Below are 16,906 nucleotides of genomic sequence, written 5' to 3' on the forward strand. Positions count from 1 at the left end.
GTGGCTAGAGAGCCTAGCCACGTGAAGGTTTATTTTAAAAGACCTTGTTTTTTCATTTGGTCCATTACTTGAGCAAACATCTCTTTAGCTTGTTTGCAAGTAGCGTCTTGTTGCTCTTTTGGAAGTGCAGCAAGTTGATCCATTGATTGTTTCTTTTGATCTTCATACATTTTTACTTGTTGCTCTTGACCAGCTTTTTTGTAAGCCTCGACCATCTTATCGATGTCTGAGAAGTAAGACTTGCAAGTATCTGTAAGATCTGCAGCGTTTAGGCTTAGTGCAAAGCCAAGAGTAGCTAAAACTAGAAGTGATTTTTTCATATTTTCTCCTTGTGAAAATTTTGGAGAAGTATAACATTTAAAATGGTGATTTTGTGCTTAAAAAATTATAAATTTAGCCAAGACAAGCGCCTTGGCTAAATTTTGGCTTTTTTAGCCTAAGAATTCGCGCTTAAAATACTCTTTTGGAGCTTTGCAAAGTGGGCAAGCGCCCGGAGCTTTTTTGCCTCTGTGAACGTGTCCGCACACCTCGCAAACCCAGATATCTTCTTCATCGCTCTCAAAAAAGCCCTCTTCATCAAGCATCTTTTTAAGCTCTAAATACTCTCTCTCATGCTCAACCTCAACCTTGCCAATCGCATTAAATAGCCTCTCAACATCTCTTAGCTCTTCTTCTTTTGCGATCTTTGCAAAGTCTGGATACATCGTCGTATGCTCGTAGTTTTCGCCAGCTGCAGCGTCAAGTAAATTTTTATCCATCTTATCGATCGGATCGTTCATCATCTCGTGATATTTCTTAAACTCAGCCCTTGCGTGCCATTTCTCGTTCTCAGCTGCCTCGTAAAAGTGTCTGGCTATCGCGTGATAGCCAGCTTCTTTGGCTAGGTCGCCGTAAAGCTCGTATTTGTTTCTAGCTTGTGACTCGCCAGCAAATGCCTTCATCAAATTTACCGCTGTTAAATTTTCAGTCACGCACTTCATCTCTTCGCCGCAACAGGTTAATGTGCCGCCGCCAACTTTTTGAACTTCGATCTCGTTGCCGCATTTTTCGCATTTGTATGTTTCGTACTGTCTCATTTTGACTCCTATTTTGATAAAATTTGAGCGGATTATAACCAAATAATTAAAATATGTAAATAATAATTTTTATTGATAACGTATATTATTTTTATAAAATTTAACAAAAAACAAAATCACCAAATCCATTATCATAAATTTAAAATAGATAAATTTCAGCCAAAATTTATTCTAGCGTTAAAAGTGCGGTTGAGCTTGGTTGTAGAATAACTCAAAATAAATCATCCAAAGGAGATCATCATGAGTTTTCTATCTAAATTTAGTAAGGCTATCTTTGCCGTTGCAGTTGCAGTTGCGATAAGTGCTAGTGCATTTAGTGAGGGCGAAGACTACGTCAAGCTTGAAAAACCACTAAGTGTCGGACAAAATACGCTAGTTAAGGTTTTTAGCTATGCTTGCCCATTTTGCTACAAGTACGACAAGAGTGTCACTCCAAAGGTAGTTGAGAAAATCCCTGGTCTAAAATACGAGCCATTTCACCTAAAGACAAAGGGCGATTATGGCGAGGTTGCGAGCAAGGTTTTTGCCGTGCTTATCACTATGGACGAGGCAAAGGGTGTTAGTTTATTTGATGAAAATTCGCTATTTAAAAAGGCTAAATTTGCCTACTACAAAGCTTATCACGACAAAAAAGAGCGCTGGGGTGATGGCAAAGATGTTGATGGCTTTTTAAAGACTGGGCTTGATGCTGCTGGCGTTAGCAAAGCAGACTATGAAAAAGAGCTAGCTAATCCAAAAGTGACTGAGCTACTTAAAAAGTGGGATGAGAGCTATGATGTGGCTAAAATTCAAGGCGTGCCAGCATTTGTCGTAAATGGCAAATATCTCATCATGACAAAATCAATCAGCTCACTTGACGGCATGGCAGCACTCATCGAAGAGCTTCTTAAAAAATAAGGCGCCACATGAGCTTTTTTAAAAAAATGGCTAAATTTCAAGACTCACGCATCTCTTGGGCGATCCTAGTCTTTATGAGCGTCGCGCTTGTCGTTATCGCGCACTCGCTCTTTCAAAACTACGCTTATATGCCGCCTTGCGAGCAGTGCGTCTATATACGTTTTGCCTTTTTGTGCATGGCGCTTGGCGGCGTGATCGCTATCATAAACCCAAAAAATTTGCTCTTTGCTCTAGTTGGCTACGTCTTTGCCTTTTGGGGAGCGGTGCAGGGCATAATGTATAGCGTAAAGCTAGCCAAAATCCACGATGCGGTGCATGGCGATGATCCTTTTGGCGTGCAGGGCTGCTCGACTGAGCCACACTATCCATTTGGCTTGCCACTTGAGAAGTGGGCGCCTGACTGGTTTATGCCAACGGGCGATTGTGGCTATGACAGCCCTATGGTGCCTGATGGCGCGGTGTTAAGCGATCTGCAAAAGAGCATAGTGGATCTTTACGCAGACGGCTGGTATCTTGTGCCGTCGTCTAAATTTATGTCGATGGCGGATTGCACGCTGCTTGGCTTTGGCATTTGCTTTGTTGTGCTTGCACTTATGCTTGTTTCAAAGCTCTTATCTTTTACGAAATAAATTTTAGTTAGCCCTATTTTTGGGCTAACTTAGGATATACTGCACGCATGGGTATTAATTTAAAATCACAAAATATTAAAATTTATGCGATCATCTTGCTAGCAAGCCTCTTTGTCGTGCTTCTTGGGCTAAATAGCTACAACAAAGCAAAAGAAAAGATCATCGAGCTATCTGATAAAAACAACATCGCAGTTAGTAAAAACATCGTTAGCAACTTTCAAATTTGGCTTGATGAGCGCTTAAATTCACTCATTCGTGCGTCAAAATTTATCCAAAACTCTGGCATCATAGATGACGATACTAGGGTGGCAAATTTCATAAAGCTCTTTAAAGAAAATGCGAAAGAATTTGATCTCATGCAGCTTCTAAGAGAGGATGGCGAGATCTTTGTAGATGGGCAAAAGATCTCAGAAGAGGTGATGTCAAAGCGCGAGCGAGCGGGGCTTATCTGGTATGTCGAGACAAAAAATACAAATGCCCCAAGCGTAAATTTCATGCAAAATCACAAAATTTTAAAGGACTCAACTTTAAATTTATGCGTGCCAGTTGAAAAGGATGATAAATTTGAGGCGGCACTTTGTGGCGTCGTGCGCATAGGCACTATCTTTGATAGCATCAAAAACTTTAGCCTTGCGCCAAATTCTTACTCATTTTTAGTAACACACAGTGGCGAGATCCTCACATCGATGGCTGATATAACGCTTAAAAGAGAGATCGAGGAGAAATTTAAGGAGCTATTTTTAAAAGATGAAGACATCACTAGCCTAAAGATAGGGCAAAATTTGATCCAAGTAGCCGAGATACCGACGATGAACTGGTTTATCGGAGCTGGCACAAACAACGAAGAAGAAATTTTAGCCATGACAAGAGAGGCGCTAAAAAACGCCCTAAATTTACTCTTTGCCTTCGTTGCACTTGCATTTTTGGCAAACAGCCTGCACAACTTCATGTATAACAAGATAAAAAAGGTGCAAGATGAGTATGAGACCTTGCTAGCGCACAGAGCCAAGATGAGCGAGGCTGGGGAGCTGATAAGCGGCATAAGTCATCAGTTCATCCAGCCAGTAAATTCGCTAAAACTGATGCTAAGCTCGGCGATAATGCTAAAAAAAGAGGGTAAGCTAAGTGATGATGAGCTTTTAAATTTATTAAAAAAAGGGCAAAGCTCGATCGAGCTTCTTTCAAAAACAATTGAAATTTTTAGAAATTTTTATAAAAGCGCTGAAAATGTGAGCGAATTTGACATCCAAACAAGCGTTAGAAATTTAATAACACTTATGCACACAGAGCTTAGCCGTGCAAACGTGAGCGTGAAATTTAGCGGTTTTGAAGAGATGAAGGTCTGTCAGATAGAAAACATCATCCAGCAAATTTTACTAATCCTAATCCACAACGCAAAGGACTCACTAGTTGAAAGCTACAAAGATGAGCCGCTAAAACGCGTGATAGAGCTTAAATTTAGAAGCTTTGAAGATAAGTGCTACATCGGCGTTTATGATAGTGGCGGCGGCGTGAGCTACGAGATGAGTAAGAAAATTTTTACATGGCTAAACACGACTAAAAAACAAGGAAATGGCATAGGACTTTACTTCGCTAAAAAGCTCGCACGTGAGAAGCTAAATGGCGACATCACGCTTGCGCACAACCTAAAGCCAACGATTTTTGAGCTAAGCTTTGATAAGAATTTAAAGGGTTAAAAGATGCAAGAGGCACTAGAAATTTTAAAAAAAGTATCTATCTTAGTAGCTGAGGACGACGAGATGGCAAGGGAGCTCATCATCACTGGGCTTAAGCCATACTGCGGTCAGGTCGTAGGCGCACAAGATGGGCAAGATGGGCTGGAGAAATTTAAAAAACAGGGCTTTGACATCGTGATGAGCGACATTCACATGCCAGTACTTAATGGCTTTGAGATGATGAGCGAGATAAAAAAGCTAAAGCCTCATCAGAAATTTATCGTCTTTACTTCATACGACAGCGATGAAAATTTGATCAAGAGCTATGAGCAGGGGGCGACCTTGTTTTTGAAAAAACCTATCGATATAAAGGATCTTAGATCGATGCTGATAAGCCTAAGCTTTGAGCGAGATGAGAAGCTAGTGCGCCTAAGTGATGAGGTGAGTATAAATTTAAAAAAAGAGAAAATTTATAAAAATGGCAGCGAGCTATACCTTAGTTTCTTGCAAAATAAGATATTTTGGCTATTTGCCTACAACCTAAACAAGCTCGTGACTTATGAGATGATAGAGGAATTTGTCTATGATAGCACCGAGGTGAGCAAGGCTGCGATACAAAATGTCGTGCTTCGCCTAAAACGCGAGCTTGGCGTGAAATTTAAAAACATCAGCGAGAGTGGGTATATCTTGGTCGCTGAGTGCGAAAAAGCATAAATTCAAAATAGCAAAATTAATATTTTTATCTAATAATATCTTAAAAGTAGTGATAAATTTATGTCACTACTAGCTAAAATTTATAGAAAAATAGATAAAAATTTGCAAAATTTGATAGATAAACTTAAGAAAATTTATGTCACAAGTGGGGATAAATTTATAATAGTTATAAATAAAAAACATTTTGATATAAAAAGGCTAAATTTAGCGGTAATAAGGCTAGATAAAGGCTTTTTGAATTAAGAATTTATGCGTTTAAAATGAAAAAAATTTTGTGACATTTTTGGGTTATTTTATCAACTACTATACCATTTTGATGAACAAAAACTTAAAATTTTAAAATTTTTATAGATAAATATAAAAATTTTCACACATTTATAAAAAATTTACACATTATTAACCCCTAAACTTAGGCTTTTCTTAAGGGTATTGTACCAAAGTACAATATAACTAAATTTTTTTCTTAGCTAAAATCTTGATATAGATCAATAAAATCCAAAGGGAGGCACTAAGATGCAAAAGTTAGGCGTTATCAAAAATATCCTAGGCGGTGAAATCGTAGCTGTTGATAAAAGTGGCAACGAAAGAGTCTTGAAGGTGGGCGATAGCATTTTTGAAGGCGAAACGATAAAGGCTAATGGCTCTGCAAAAGCAGTGATCGCAGCAAACGACGGCAAAGAGGTCAGCTTGCAAAATGGCGAAAGTCTAAGCCTAGATAAAGAGGCAAATGCACTTAGTGACAACCCAGAGATAGCCTCTATCCAAAAAGCCTTACTAAACGGCGCAAACATCACAGACCTTGAAGAGACTGCAGCAGGCGGCAACCCAGCAGGTGGCAACGCTACTGGAGATGGCGTGAGTTTAGGCGCTGCAAGCTTTGCCGAGGGCGGCCACTACTCAAATATCAATGAAAATTATAGAAATTTAACCGACGCAAATAGAGCTTTTCAAACTCCAGAAAACTCAATCGGTGGCTACAATGACGGCAATGGTGCTGGCAACACAACTCCTGTTGCCCCAGTCATACCTCCAATCAGCGTTGATATCAAAACTTTAACTGATGATTTTGGCACTATAACTGGAGATTACAGCTTAGATGCGCCAAGCGTACCTCGCACAAATGACGCTACTCCAACCATAAGTGGCACAGTTGAGCCTACTGCTGTAAGAGCGGTTGTTAGCGTACTTGATAAGAACGGGCACGAAGTCTTTACAAAAACTCTAAATCCAAGCGACTATGCTGATGGTAAATTTAAATTTACAACTAATGAGTTAAGCATAGATGGCAATCATGATGGCGATTATGAAGTAAAAATAGTGGCAACTGGAAGAGACGGCAATACTGCAACCGATACTGGTAATTTTGTGCTTGATACAGTTGCAAAGATCACTATAAACGTTGAAACAGAGATGAGCCTTGTAAAAGAGTCTGAGATGAGTAGCGGACTAAAAGGAAGTTTTTGGTTTAACCACATTAAAGAACCAGGCATTAGTGGCACTGAGCTAAGACCTTATGCCTTTAATAATACAACATACGCTCATAACGGCATGAAACAAAATGATTTTATAGAATACTATACAAACAATACCAAACCTTGGGCAAGTTTTAAAGCAAAAGAGCTAAATTTCCAACAAGGTGAAGGTGGCGATAGAGATAATTTAAAAACTGATCCAGGTGCAGTCTCTGGACTTGACGGTGCTCATAACAGCACATTTGTGCCTGGAGCAAGAGATCTTGGCGGAAATTTAATAACTCCAAGTAATGAGTGGGTAGCTCCAAATTTCAAAGCACTTGAGTATTTCATCGACAACGCAAAAGGTAGTGATATAGACATCCTAAGACCAGCTCCTATCGGCACAAATACAACAGCTGGTGCGATGATAAATTTAAAAGGCACTATGTATCTTGAGCCAGGGGATTATAAATTTGATGCAACTGGCACTGATGATAGTGTGAGATTTAGAGTTGATGGTAAGACTATGATAGACTATAACGCTGTTGGTGCACCAAATGAGAGCAAAGTCACATCTTTACACGTTGATAAAGCAGGGTACTATGACTTTGATATGAGCTATGCAAACTATGTTTTTGAAGGCGTGTTAAAACTAACCGTTTCAAAAGATGGCGGAGCTAAGAGCATACTTGGCTCAGAAGCAAGTGGCATAAAACTAAATTCAACTGACTTTGACAGCTACATAGATCCTGAAACAAGAAATGTCTATAAAGTCACTCAAAAGATCACAGGTACTGTGGATAATGTCGAAGACGGACAGATCGTAACTGTCACATCAAGCACAGGCGAGAGCCATACAGCTAAAGTGGTAGATGGCAAATATGAAGTTGAGTTTAAAACAAGCGATCCAAAAGCAACATACACAGCTAAAGTTAGCGACCTTGTAGGCAACGAGGCGCAGGCGATATCAACTAAGCTAAATGTCGCTAATACAGACCTAATAGACGCTATAGATAATGATGCAAGCAATATAAGTGCAAATACAAATACAGGTATAAACGATGCAACTAAATATTATAAATATACAACTGATGACATCGCTCAAACTGATAAATTTTCATCTAATGCGCCACTGCCAGTTCTAAGCGACAAGACTCCGACATTTACAGGCGAGATAGATAAGGATGCAGTTAGCGCCGAGATCGTTGTGCTTGATAAAGACGGACATAAGGTCTTTACAAAAGTGCTTAATCAAAGCGAATTTTCAAATGGTAAATTTGAAGTCACATCTGATAGCTTAGAGGAAGGTAGCTATAACATCAAAGCAACTGCTATCTTTAAAAATGGCGATAACGAGACAAGAAGCACGGTAGTGAGCGAATTTGTGGTAGATAAGACACCAGTTACTATAGAAAACATCAAGGTTATCGAAAATGACGAAGAGGGGCTACACCATACGATCAAATTTAACCTCAAAAACTATGAAGAGGGCGATAAGATCGAGAGCATAAAAATGTTAAAAGCTGACGGAACTACCGAGGTTATCTCTGTTGGCACTACTAAGCCAACTAATGGCGTGCTAAGTGTTGAATATAATAATAGGATAAAACTAGGCGATAAGATCGAAGTTGAGATGACTGATAAAGCTGGCACAAAATATACTCACGTAAATGAAATTTTAGTTCCAGCTATGACGCAGTTTGAAAATAGTAACGACACAACTACAAATGCTACTGGTCGCTCAGCTGAAAAAATTTGGGGCACTATGGATATGAGCGAGAATGGCTTTAGGGCTGATGGCTCAAGGATCGTTTCAAATGATGCTGTCCCATATATAAGAGCTGTAGTGCCAGATGATAGAGAAATACCTACAAGTAATTTTGTAGCAACCAATGTTGATATTGGCGAGATAAAAAATCTTGCAATTCAATCTAGAAACGAAGGTCCTATTAGAAATGTAACACCAGAACATTACGATAGGATCACTGGCTTTAATAATAAAATATTTAGCGGCCTTGAAGGAATGCAAGATGGAGTTTATAAACTTTCTATCGATGGCAAATATGGAAATGGCGATAAATTTCTATACAACTCTATTCAATTTACGATCGATGCAACAGCTGCAACGATAGACAACTCAAATTTTAACTACGATGCAACGTTAAATAAAACCACATGGAGTGGAAATTTAAGTGAAAATGGAGTTGGTGCAAGCTATACATTAAAACAACACTTTGAAGAGGCGGTAAAAGGTATCAAATTAAAAGATAGTATCACTATAAAAGACGCTGATGGCAACACTATCGCTGCGGACTCTGTAAAGCTTGATGATAATGGAAATTTCGAAGCAGTATTTAACGGCGATATAAAAGCAAGCGATGTCTATCTACAAATTTCTGATATCGCTAAAAATACAAGAGTAGTTGCAGAAAACAACAACGATAACGTTATCACAACGACTGAGGGCAACGATATCATAACTGTTGGAGATGGAAACAACGTGATCAACGCAGGACGTGGCGAAAATGTAATCACTACAGGAAATGGTAAAAACAAGATAGTAACTGGCAATAGTGATGATGTGATAACTACTGGAAGTGGCGATGACTATATTGATTCAGGCTTAGGCAACTATAATGGTTCAAAAATAGGCGATAAGGTAAATGCTGGCGCTGGCGATGATAGAGTTGTGTTTAACTATAACGGAGGTTTGTCGCTAGTTCAAAGACTTGATGGTGGAGAGGGCACCGATACGCTTATCATGCGTCCAGTGGCAAAGGATGGCACTATTGATTTTAATAAGATAAATGGTAAAGAATTTAATAGCACTATCCAAAATTTTGAGAAAATTCAACTTGGCGCAGATGCTGATGGCAATGATAATCAAGCTGTTAAGCTACTAAATTTAAAAGCGGATAATGTATTTGGTATCACTGATGATGTAAATACTATCTTAAAAATAAGTGGCGATAACAAAGATAGCGTTTCATTAAAAGGATTTAATGAGGCTAGAGATCAAAATGGTGTCGAAGCTGGATATACAAGATATGAGGGTCAAACAAGCGCAGCTACTCCAAAAACTATCTATATAGATGTCGATAACGATATAAACAAACAACTTGTATAAAATTTGGGCTTTTTAGCCCAAATTCTTCTTTTAAATTTCTATTTTTACTCCCAAAAAACGCTTTTAAAACCACTTTTGTACCAAAGTACAATATACAAATTTAATAAAAAACACTAGAATAAACCAAAAAATAAAAGTAAGGAATAAAGATGGCAGCTGTAGCCGGCAAGGTAAAAAGCGTCACATCTGATGTTATAGCGATAGATAAAAACGACCGTGTAAGAGTTCTAAACGTAGATGATGAGGTTTATATCGGAGAGAGTATAAAGGGCGAGAGCCAAAGTGCGAGCGCGACTATCACAGCAGTGGATGGTAGCGACATATCTCTAAATGGATATGACACGATATGGCTTGATAGTAGCGTGGTAAGTGCTGATACTAGCGCTGAAAATAGCATCGATACTGACGCACTTTTTAGAGCGCTTCTTGGAGAAAACTACGCTGAGATACTTGATCAGATGAATGAAAAAGTGGAAGATATGTTTGCAAAAACGCAGACAAATGAGACTGAAAACAGCTCAAATAGCCTTGAGGACAGTGAAAATTTAGCAGACAAACATAGCGCAAATGATGAGATTTTATCTGACTCAAATGAGCTAAAAGTAGATAACTCTTACGAGCATACAAATTTTGACGCAACTACGATATATATCGAGATCGATAACGATCTAAATAAACTTTCATAAATTTGAGCCTCTTGGCTCAAATTTCTTATCCTAAAAATTAACTAATATTTCTTATAATAAGCCAAAATTTACAAAAGGAAAACGATGAAGAAAATTTTAATCATCGCAGGCTCATGCAATAGCGGCACAGCAGGACTTCAGGCTGATATAAAGACATGCGCTAGGCTAAACTGCTATAGCGCAACGGCGGTCACTTCGCTTGTTGCTGAGACCACAGACGCGATAAAAAGCGTAGTTTGTCTTGAACCCAGCTTTGTTAAAGACCAGCTTAGCACGCTTGCGGAGGAATTTAGCTTTGATGCCATAAAGATCGGCATGCTCTTTAGCAAGGAGATAATGGACGTGGTGCATGAGTTTTTACTCACCCAAAAGGCAAAAGTTGTGCTTGATCCAGTCTGCGTTTCAAAGAGCGGCCACAAGCTCATAAAAGATAGCGCAGTAGAAAAGCTAAAAGAGCTAATGAAGCTTGCCACCGTCGCCACGCCAAATTTAGACGAGGCAAACGTCCTTTTTGGTGGAAATTTTAAAGATCTGCCTTGCGATATCATAGTGAAAAAGCGAGTGAGCGAGGGAAATAGCATAGATACGCTTTATAGAAAAGATGGCTCACTGCAAAATTTCAAAACGCTGCTTGCTAGTCCGCTTGTGATGAGTGGGACTGGTTGCACTTTCTCAACGGCGCTTGCTTGCTACCTTGCAAAGGGCAAGAGCCTAGAGGAGGCCATAGGGCTTTCAAAAGAGTATATCTGCTCCATTATAAAAGAGAGTATCGACACAAAGCTAGGTAAAAACCGCCTACTTTGGCACGGAGCGAAGTAAATTTAAGCCTAAAATTTAGGCTTAAATTTGATAGTTTTAGCTTACGCCTCCAGTATCGCGCCGTTGCTTGCGTTTGTGACTAGCTTTTGATACTGCCTTAGCCAGCGAGAGGTTAGCGCCTTATCGACTGGCTTAAATTTAGCCCTGCGCTCAGCGATCTCGGCTTCGCTTAGGCGAACGTTTATCTCGTATTTATCGACGTCTATATCGATGATGTCGCCGTCTCGTAGCAAACCTATCATGCCGCCTTCAGCTGCCTCTGGGCTCACGTGACCGATGCTTAGACCCCTTGTCGCCCCACTAAAGCGACCATCTGTGATGAGCGCTACGTCCGCGCCAAGTCCTCGTCCCATGATGAGCGAAGTAGGGCTTAGCATCTCTTGCATGCCTGGTCCCCCGCGTGGGCCTTCGTAGCGGATGACGACGACGTCGCCTTTACCTACTTTACCGCTTGAGATGCCGGCTATGGCTTCATCTTGTGAGTTAAAGCAGACCGCTTTACCGCTAAATTTACGCTCGCCAACGATGCCAGCCGTCTTGATGACACAGCCTTGCTCGGCTAAATTTCCAAACAAAATGGCAAGTCCGCCAACTTGAGAATAGGCATTTTCCACCTTGTGAATGACACTTTCATCTTTGATGTCACTGGCTTTTACACGCTCGCCCAAAGTCTCGCCGCTAACTGTTAGGTTGTCTAAATTTAGCATGCCGTGGTCTCTACGTGAAATTTCTTTTATCACCGCATTCATACCGCCAGCTCTGCCGACGTCCTCCATATGCACGTTTGGCAAGCTTGGGCTGATCTTAGCGATGTGAGCGATGTTTTGGCTGATCTTGTTTAGCTCTTTTATCTCTAAATTTACCCCTGCTTCTCTTGAGATGGCTAGCATGTGAAGGACGGTGTTGCTGCTGCCACCCATCGCCATATCAACGACAAGAGCGTTGCGGATCGCCTTTTCATTTAGTATGTTTCTTATCTTAAATTTCTCATCAAGGGCGATCTGGCAAATTCTGCGAGCAGCCTGCCTGATGAGCTCTTCGCGTTCAGGGGTTAGTGCCAAGATAGTGCCGTTGCCAGGGAGCGCTATGCCCATCGCTTCGCAAAGCGTGTTCATAGAATTTGCCGTAAACATACCGCTACAGCTGCCCCCACTTGGACATGCGTTGCACTCGATATCTCTTAGCTCAGCCTCGTCTATCTCTTTGGTCTCAAATTTACCAACCGCCTCAAACGCAGTCGCAAGATCGATCGGCCTGCCATCTTTTGTGTGGCCTTTTCTCATAGGGCCGCCGCTTACAAAAATGGTCGGGACATTGACCCTTAAAGCGCCCATAACCATGCCAGGGACGATCTTGTCGCAGTTTGGCATACAAACAAGTGCATCAAGCGCGTGAGCGTTCATCACAGTCTCGATCGAATTTGCGATGATCTCACGGCTAGGCAAGCTATATAGCATGCCCTTATGCCCCATCGCGATGCCGTCATCGACGCCGATGCAGTTAAACTCAAACGGCACACAGCCATTTTTGCGAATTTCATCTTTTAAAATTTGTGCGTATTTGTTTAAGAAAAAGTGCCCTGGGATAATCTCTATAAAGCTGTTTGCAACTCCGATAAATGGCTTATTAAAGTCCTCGTCTTTTAGACCAGTCGCACGTAAAAGTGAGCGGTGTGGGGCTCTTGTGTAGCCTTTTTTGATTATGTCGCTTCTCAAATTTGATCCTTTTTTTAAAATTTGAGAGGATTTTATCACATCTAAAGTATCAAAAATTTTAAAAGTTTTTACAAAATTTAAAAGAAAATTTTTAATAAGTTTTATAACGCAAATAACACGTTAAATTTAACTCTCTCTTAAAAGATAAGACGTATAAAATGAAATTTGCCTCATTTTGATCAAAATGATATATAAATTGATAACGTAAAATTGTCATATATGTGTCACAAATACCGAATTTAAGGGCTTTATTGTACCTGAGTACAATATACATGAATTATAAAATTCATTAAAATGCGATGAAAAATTTAACAAGGATAACCATGTCAAACAAAATCGGCATTATAAAAAGCATCTCACAAGGATCAAGTGCAATCGCAACTGCAAAGGATGGCACACAAAGAGTGTTAAAAGTAGGCGATGAAATTTTTCTTGGTGAGACTATACAAACAACTGATATTGACTCAAAAGTAGTCATAACTGCAAACGATGGCAAAGACATTGCGATCATCGGAAAAGATACCCTAAATTTAGACAAGAGCGTAGCTCACAATGAGAGCTTTGGTGACGATAGCGTAGCTGATGTAAGCGCTATCCAAAAAGCACTTCTTGATGGTGCAAACATCACAGATCTTGAAGAGACAGCAGCTGGTGGTAACGCAGCAGCTGGAGCTGGTGGAGATGGCGTAAGCTTAGGTGCTGCAAGCTTTGAAGAGGGTGGTCACTACTCAAACATTACTGATGATTATAGAAATTTACCTGATTCAAACAGAGCTTTTGACTCTTTTAATAGCCCAATCGGCGGTTATGCTGATAATAACGACAATAGCGAGGGCGATAGTGTTACACCGCAAAACCCAACAAACCCAACAAACCCAACAACCCCTGTTATTCCAGTAACTCCAGCAACACCTGTAGCACTAAGCGTATCACTTGATGGTAGTGGCGAGGCAAGAGAGGCAACTCCAAACGAGTATCTAGTTTATAATCTAGGCTTATCAGCTGTTACAAGCTCAACTACACCTACTGATCTAACGCTAAATTTAAGTGGTGCAAGTGCAGGCAGAGACTACTCAAACGCTATGGAGTATTCACTTGATGGCGGAAATAGCTGGACTGCGATACAAAATGGTGGCACGATAAGTGGCGTGGCACCAAGCGATATCGCAAATGTAAAGGTTAGAGTGCAGGTTATTGACGACTACGGTCAAACAGCTGGCAACCAAAACGAGGGCGCAAGCAGCGAGGATCTAGGCGCAAATATCGCTCCTGGCATAAAAGACTACGGCGTTTATAAAGAGGGCGTAACTCTTAGCGTGACTACAAACAACGCAGCTATCACATTTGGCGAGGCTGAGGGCAAGATCATAGATAATGATGATAAGATCGACATCACGCAGGATATAAATCCAGATGATTACGAAGGTGTAGAACCTACCATAGATCGCAACTTTATAAACTATGATCCAGACAATGGCAATAACACTATGAAACCTATCATAGATACAAAAGATGGCGATGATACGATAACTATAAAAGAAGGTGTAGAATTTAGAAGTGGGATATACGATCTAAAAAAAGATGCCAATGATGTCATAAAAATGGGTGATGGCGACGATGTGCTTAATATAGAAAAATCTGATGCAGAAATAAATGGTGAAATGAAATATGGCAGTGTTAGCTCTACAAAAATAGATATGGGCGATGCAGGAAAGAACAATCAAGACACAGTAAATATAAATAGCGCTACAATAACTGACACAAGGATCACAAGTCATAATGGCAATGATGTATTTACCATTAGAGGCACAAATGAAGAAATATCTCTTTTGGATAATGTCTTGTTAAAAACAGGCGATGGCAATGACACTGTAAATTTTGAGGAAAATTCAAGAATAAAAAATACCAAAATAGACACTGGTGCTGATAATGACACTGTAAATATTAAAAGCGATATGTATGCTTATGTTACTAATAACGGAACAACTGATCTAACCGAGTATGCAGGAAGCAGAACTGATAGCTTTATAAAAACAGGCGAGGGCGACGACACTATAAATGTTACTGATGCAAGTATCAGCAGAGTTGATATCGATACAGGCGATTCAGATACAGGCGATATGCTAAATTTCATCAGTGCAGGCATATATAACTCTGAAATAAAAAGTGGTAATGGTGATGATAAGATCGTACTTCAAGATGCCAAAGCAGATGTCATGGATATCTACACAGGTGAGGGTAATGATAGCCTAACTATCAAAGGTAGCACTGAAATAAAAAATAATAGCGCCGTACACAATGACCCTATAAGCTCACCAGCTCACGTGGCAAATCCGGTAGCTAACCAAGCTGGAATTCACTCAAACTACATAGAGATGGGCAAAGGTCGCGATACACTAACTATCGAAAGAGGCGCTGAAATTTCAAATACTAAGATAAACACTAGCTCAGCTGATGCTGGAGTAAGTGACGATAGAGACAGCGTAGATGTTACTGGCGCTAAATTTAACAACGCTGCCATTGAGACTGGATATGGCGATGATGAAATAAATTTAAAAGATGTCACCATGATCTCAAACGATGGATATAGCACATATATTGGCGCAGGCGGTGGAAAGGACACCATTAATATCTATGGAAATAGTTCATTTGACAAGGCTATCATTTACACAAACGGCGGAAATGACGATGTAAATGTCAATGGTGACGTCTCTATGGTGGATTCAAACATCATGCTTGAAAATGGCAATGTAACACTAAATGTCGCAAAGGCTACTAGTATAGTTGATACAAATATAGAGGGTGCAGGCGTTGGAAATGCTGGCGTAAAAACCGTGACTATCGATAACGCTGAGCTTAGAAGGGTCACCATAAATACCGCAGATGACGGCGATAGTGTGACTATAGGAGCTGGCACTCATGATAATACTGATGTTAGAATTTTCACTCAAGGCGGAGACGATACGATAAATATCAACTCTGATCTAACTGGTACATCAAATGTAAATTTAAGTCCAGCTGCAGGCGAAGCTGCGCATGACCACGATGCATCAAACATCAACTCAGGCAAAGGCAACGACACTATCAATATAGCTGATAATGTAACACTAACTAACACCTACCTTTCAGGTGGCGACGACAGCGACTTAGTCGATCTTGGCAAGGACGTAAGCCTAAATGGCACTGCTATAAATGGAGGCGACGGTATAGATACGCTAAAAGTTCATGACGCATCATTTAATACGACAAATGCCGGCAAGATAAGTGGCTTTGAGGTACTTGATATGTCTGAATTTGATGGAGTGTTTAGATTTTTTCAAGCATCAGATATATCAAATTTTATAAAAAATGTTGGTGGCGAGGGCGCAACATCATTAACTGTAAAAGGTATAAAAGGTGTTGGCAGATTTGAAGATGGCACATCAGGAATTACAACTTCTAGGGAAGCAGATGGTAATGCTACTACATATGAAGTGCATGATGGCAATCAGACATTTACTCTTAAAATAGAAGACGTTAATATAATTCCCACAATATAAATTTTAGACCCATTTTTTGGGTCTAAAATTTTACTTAAAGCAGGGTCAAACATCCTGCTTTAAAAAATAATACAAAAAATAAAATATATAAATGTAACTATATCGTACCTAGGTACAATTTACAATTTAAAAAATTAATTATAAAATAGTATCAAAATTAATTTATATCAAGATGATATTTGGTTGATTTGTTTGCGGTAAAGGGAGTTTGTATGCAAAGCGAGAAGACAAAAAATTTACTTGATGAAGTAAATGAAACAATAGATTTTATATTTAGAACCTGTAACAGAAATGGTGGCACGAAGAAGGCTTTAGAAGATAAAAAGCTAAGTAGAGAAATTTTAAAAGATAAATTTAAATTGATCTTTTTAAAATTTGGCCAGATAGATGAGGCTAGTTTTAAGAGTGCGATCCTTGCAAATGAGGAAGCAAAAGAGCTAAACGAGATAGCGATGGCTCTTGAGATAGACAAAGATGTAAGCTTGCTAGAGCTAGAGCGAGCGATAAATTTTGACCTAACTAGCGTCAAAGAAGAAATTTATAAATTTCAAAATAATAACTAATACACTCGGTG

General features: G+C 39.7%; 13 protein-coding genes. 10 read left to right on the forward strand and 3 right to left on the reverse strand.

The genetic code is table 11. The annotated features are described in order from the left end of the window. Positions 1-29 precede the first annotated feature (29 nt). Both FZ945_RS02510 and FZ945_RS02515 read right to left on the reverse strand, forming a co-directional pair. Entirely contained in the window at positions 30-320 is a 291-nt protein-coding gene (locus tag FZ945_RS02510; protein WP_103637931.1) for a DUF5339 domain-containing protein, read from the reverse strand. A gap of 111 nt (positions 321-431) precedes the next feature. After that, positions 432-1,076 carry a ferritin family protein gene (locus FZ945_RS02515; protein WP_002940712.1) on the reverse strand — a complete coding sequence of 215 codons (645 nt, stop codon included), beginning with the start codon at positions 1,074-1,076 and terminating at the stop codon, positions 432-434. Positions 1,077-1,316: 240 nt separating this feature from the next. On the opposite strand from FZ945_RS02515, the gene FZ945_RS02520 reads away from it, so the two are divergent. The 8 genes from FZ945_RS02520 (at position 1,317) to FZ945_RS02555 (ending at position 11,078) form a co-directional block, all read left to right on the forward strand. After that, complete coding sequence (locus tag FZ945_RS02520) at positions 1,317-1,973, forward strand: thiol:disulfide interchange protein DsbA/DsbL (RefSeq protein ID WP_148802275.1); 657 nt, start codon at positions 1,317-1,319, stop codon at positions 1,971-1,973. Between the two features lie 8 nt (positions 1,974-1,981). Continuing rightward, positions 1,982-2,602, forward strand: coding sequence for a protein-disulfide oxidoreductase DsbI (gene dsbI / locus FZ945_RS02525; RefSeq protein ID WP_148802277.1), 621 nt, complete (start codon positions 1,982-1,984; stop codon positions 2,600-2,602). A gap of 47 nt (positions 2,603-2,649) precedes the next feature. After that, complete coding sequence (locus FZ945_RS02530; protein ID WP_148802279.1) at positions 2,650-4,299, forward strand: sensor histidine kinase; 1,650 nt, start codon at positions 2,650-2,652, stop codon at positions 4,297-4,299. Between the two features lie 3 nt (positions 4,300-4,302). Then, the gene (locus FZ945_RS02535) at positions 4,303-4,992 is read left to right on the forward strand and encodes a response regulator transcription factor (protein ID WP_148802281.1); all 690 of its coding nucleotides are present in this window, start codon (positions 4,303-4,305) and stop codon (positions 4,990-4,992) included. A 60-nt stretch (positions 4,993-5,052) separates the two neighbouring features. After that, positions 5,053-5,235, forward strand: coding sequence for a hypothetical protein (locus tag FZ945_RS02540; protein WP_148802283.1), 183 nt, complete (start codon positions 5,053-5,055; stop codon positions 5,233-5,235). A gap of 270 nt (positions 5,236-5,505) precedes the next feature. Then, the gene (locus tag FZ945_RS02545) at positions 5,506-9,573 is read left to right on the forward strand and encodes a retention module-containing protein (RefSeq protein WP_148802285.1); all 4,068 of its coding nucleotides are present in this window, start codon (positions 5,506-5,508) and stop codon (positions 9,571-9,573) included. 149 nt (positions 9,574-9,722) lie between these two features. Further along, the gene (locus tag FZ945_RS02550) at positions 9,723-10,259 is read left to right on the forward strand and encodes a hypothetical protein (protein WP_148802287.1); all 537 of its coding nucleotides are present in this window, start codon (positions 9,723-9,725) and stop codon (positions 10,257-10,259) included. An 84-nt stretch (positions 10,260-10,343) separates the two neighbouring features. Further along, positions 10,344-11,078 (forward strand): hydroxymethylpyrimidine/phosphomethylpyrimidine kinase, encoded by a 735-nt coding sequence (locus FZ945_RS02555; RefSeq protein ID WP_148802288.1) that lies wholly within the window; start codon positions 10,344-10,346, stop codon positions 11,076-11,078. Positions 11,079-11,119: 41 nt separating this feature from the next. Here FZ945_RS02555 and ilvD read toward each other — a convergent pair whose 3' ends face one another. Continuing rightward, positions 11,120-12,793, reverse strand: a complete 1,674-nt coding sequence (ilvD, locus tag FZ945_RS02560; RefSeq protein WP_148802291.1) for a dihydroxy-acid dehydratase — start codon at positions 12,791-12,793, stop codon at positions 11,120-11,122. Positions 12,794-13,116: 323 nt separating this feature from the next. Here ilvD and FZ945_RS02565 point away from each other — a divergent pair, with 323 nt between their 5' ends. Further along, positions 13,117-16,332 (forward strand): hypothetical protein, encoded by a 3,216-nt coding sequence (locus tag FZ945_RS02565; protein WP_148802293.1) that lies wholly within the window; start codon positions 13,117-13,119, stop codon positions 16,330-16,332. 212 nt (positions 16,333-16,544) lie between these two features. Next, positions 16,545-16,895, forward strand: coding sequence for a hypothetical protein (locus FZ945_RS02570; protein WP_148802295.1), 351 nt, complete (start codon positions 16,545-16,547; stop codon positions 16,893-16,895). Positions 16,896-16,906 lie beyond the last annotated feature (11 nt).

This window comes from Campylobacter concisus (assembly GCF_902460535.1).
Lineage (GTDB): Bacteria > Campylobacterota > Campylobacteria > Campylobacterales > Campylobacteraceae > Campylobacter_A > Campylobacter_A concisus_AS.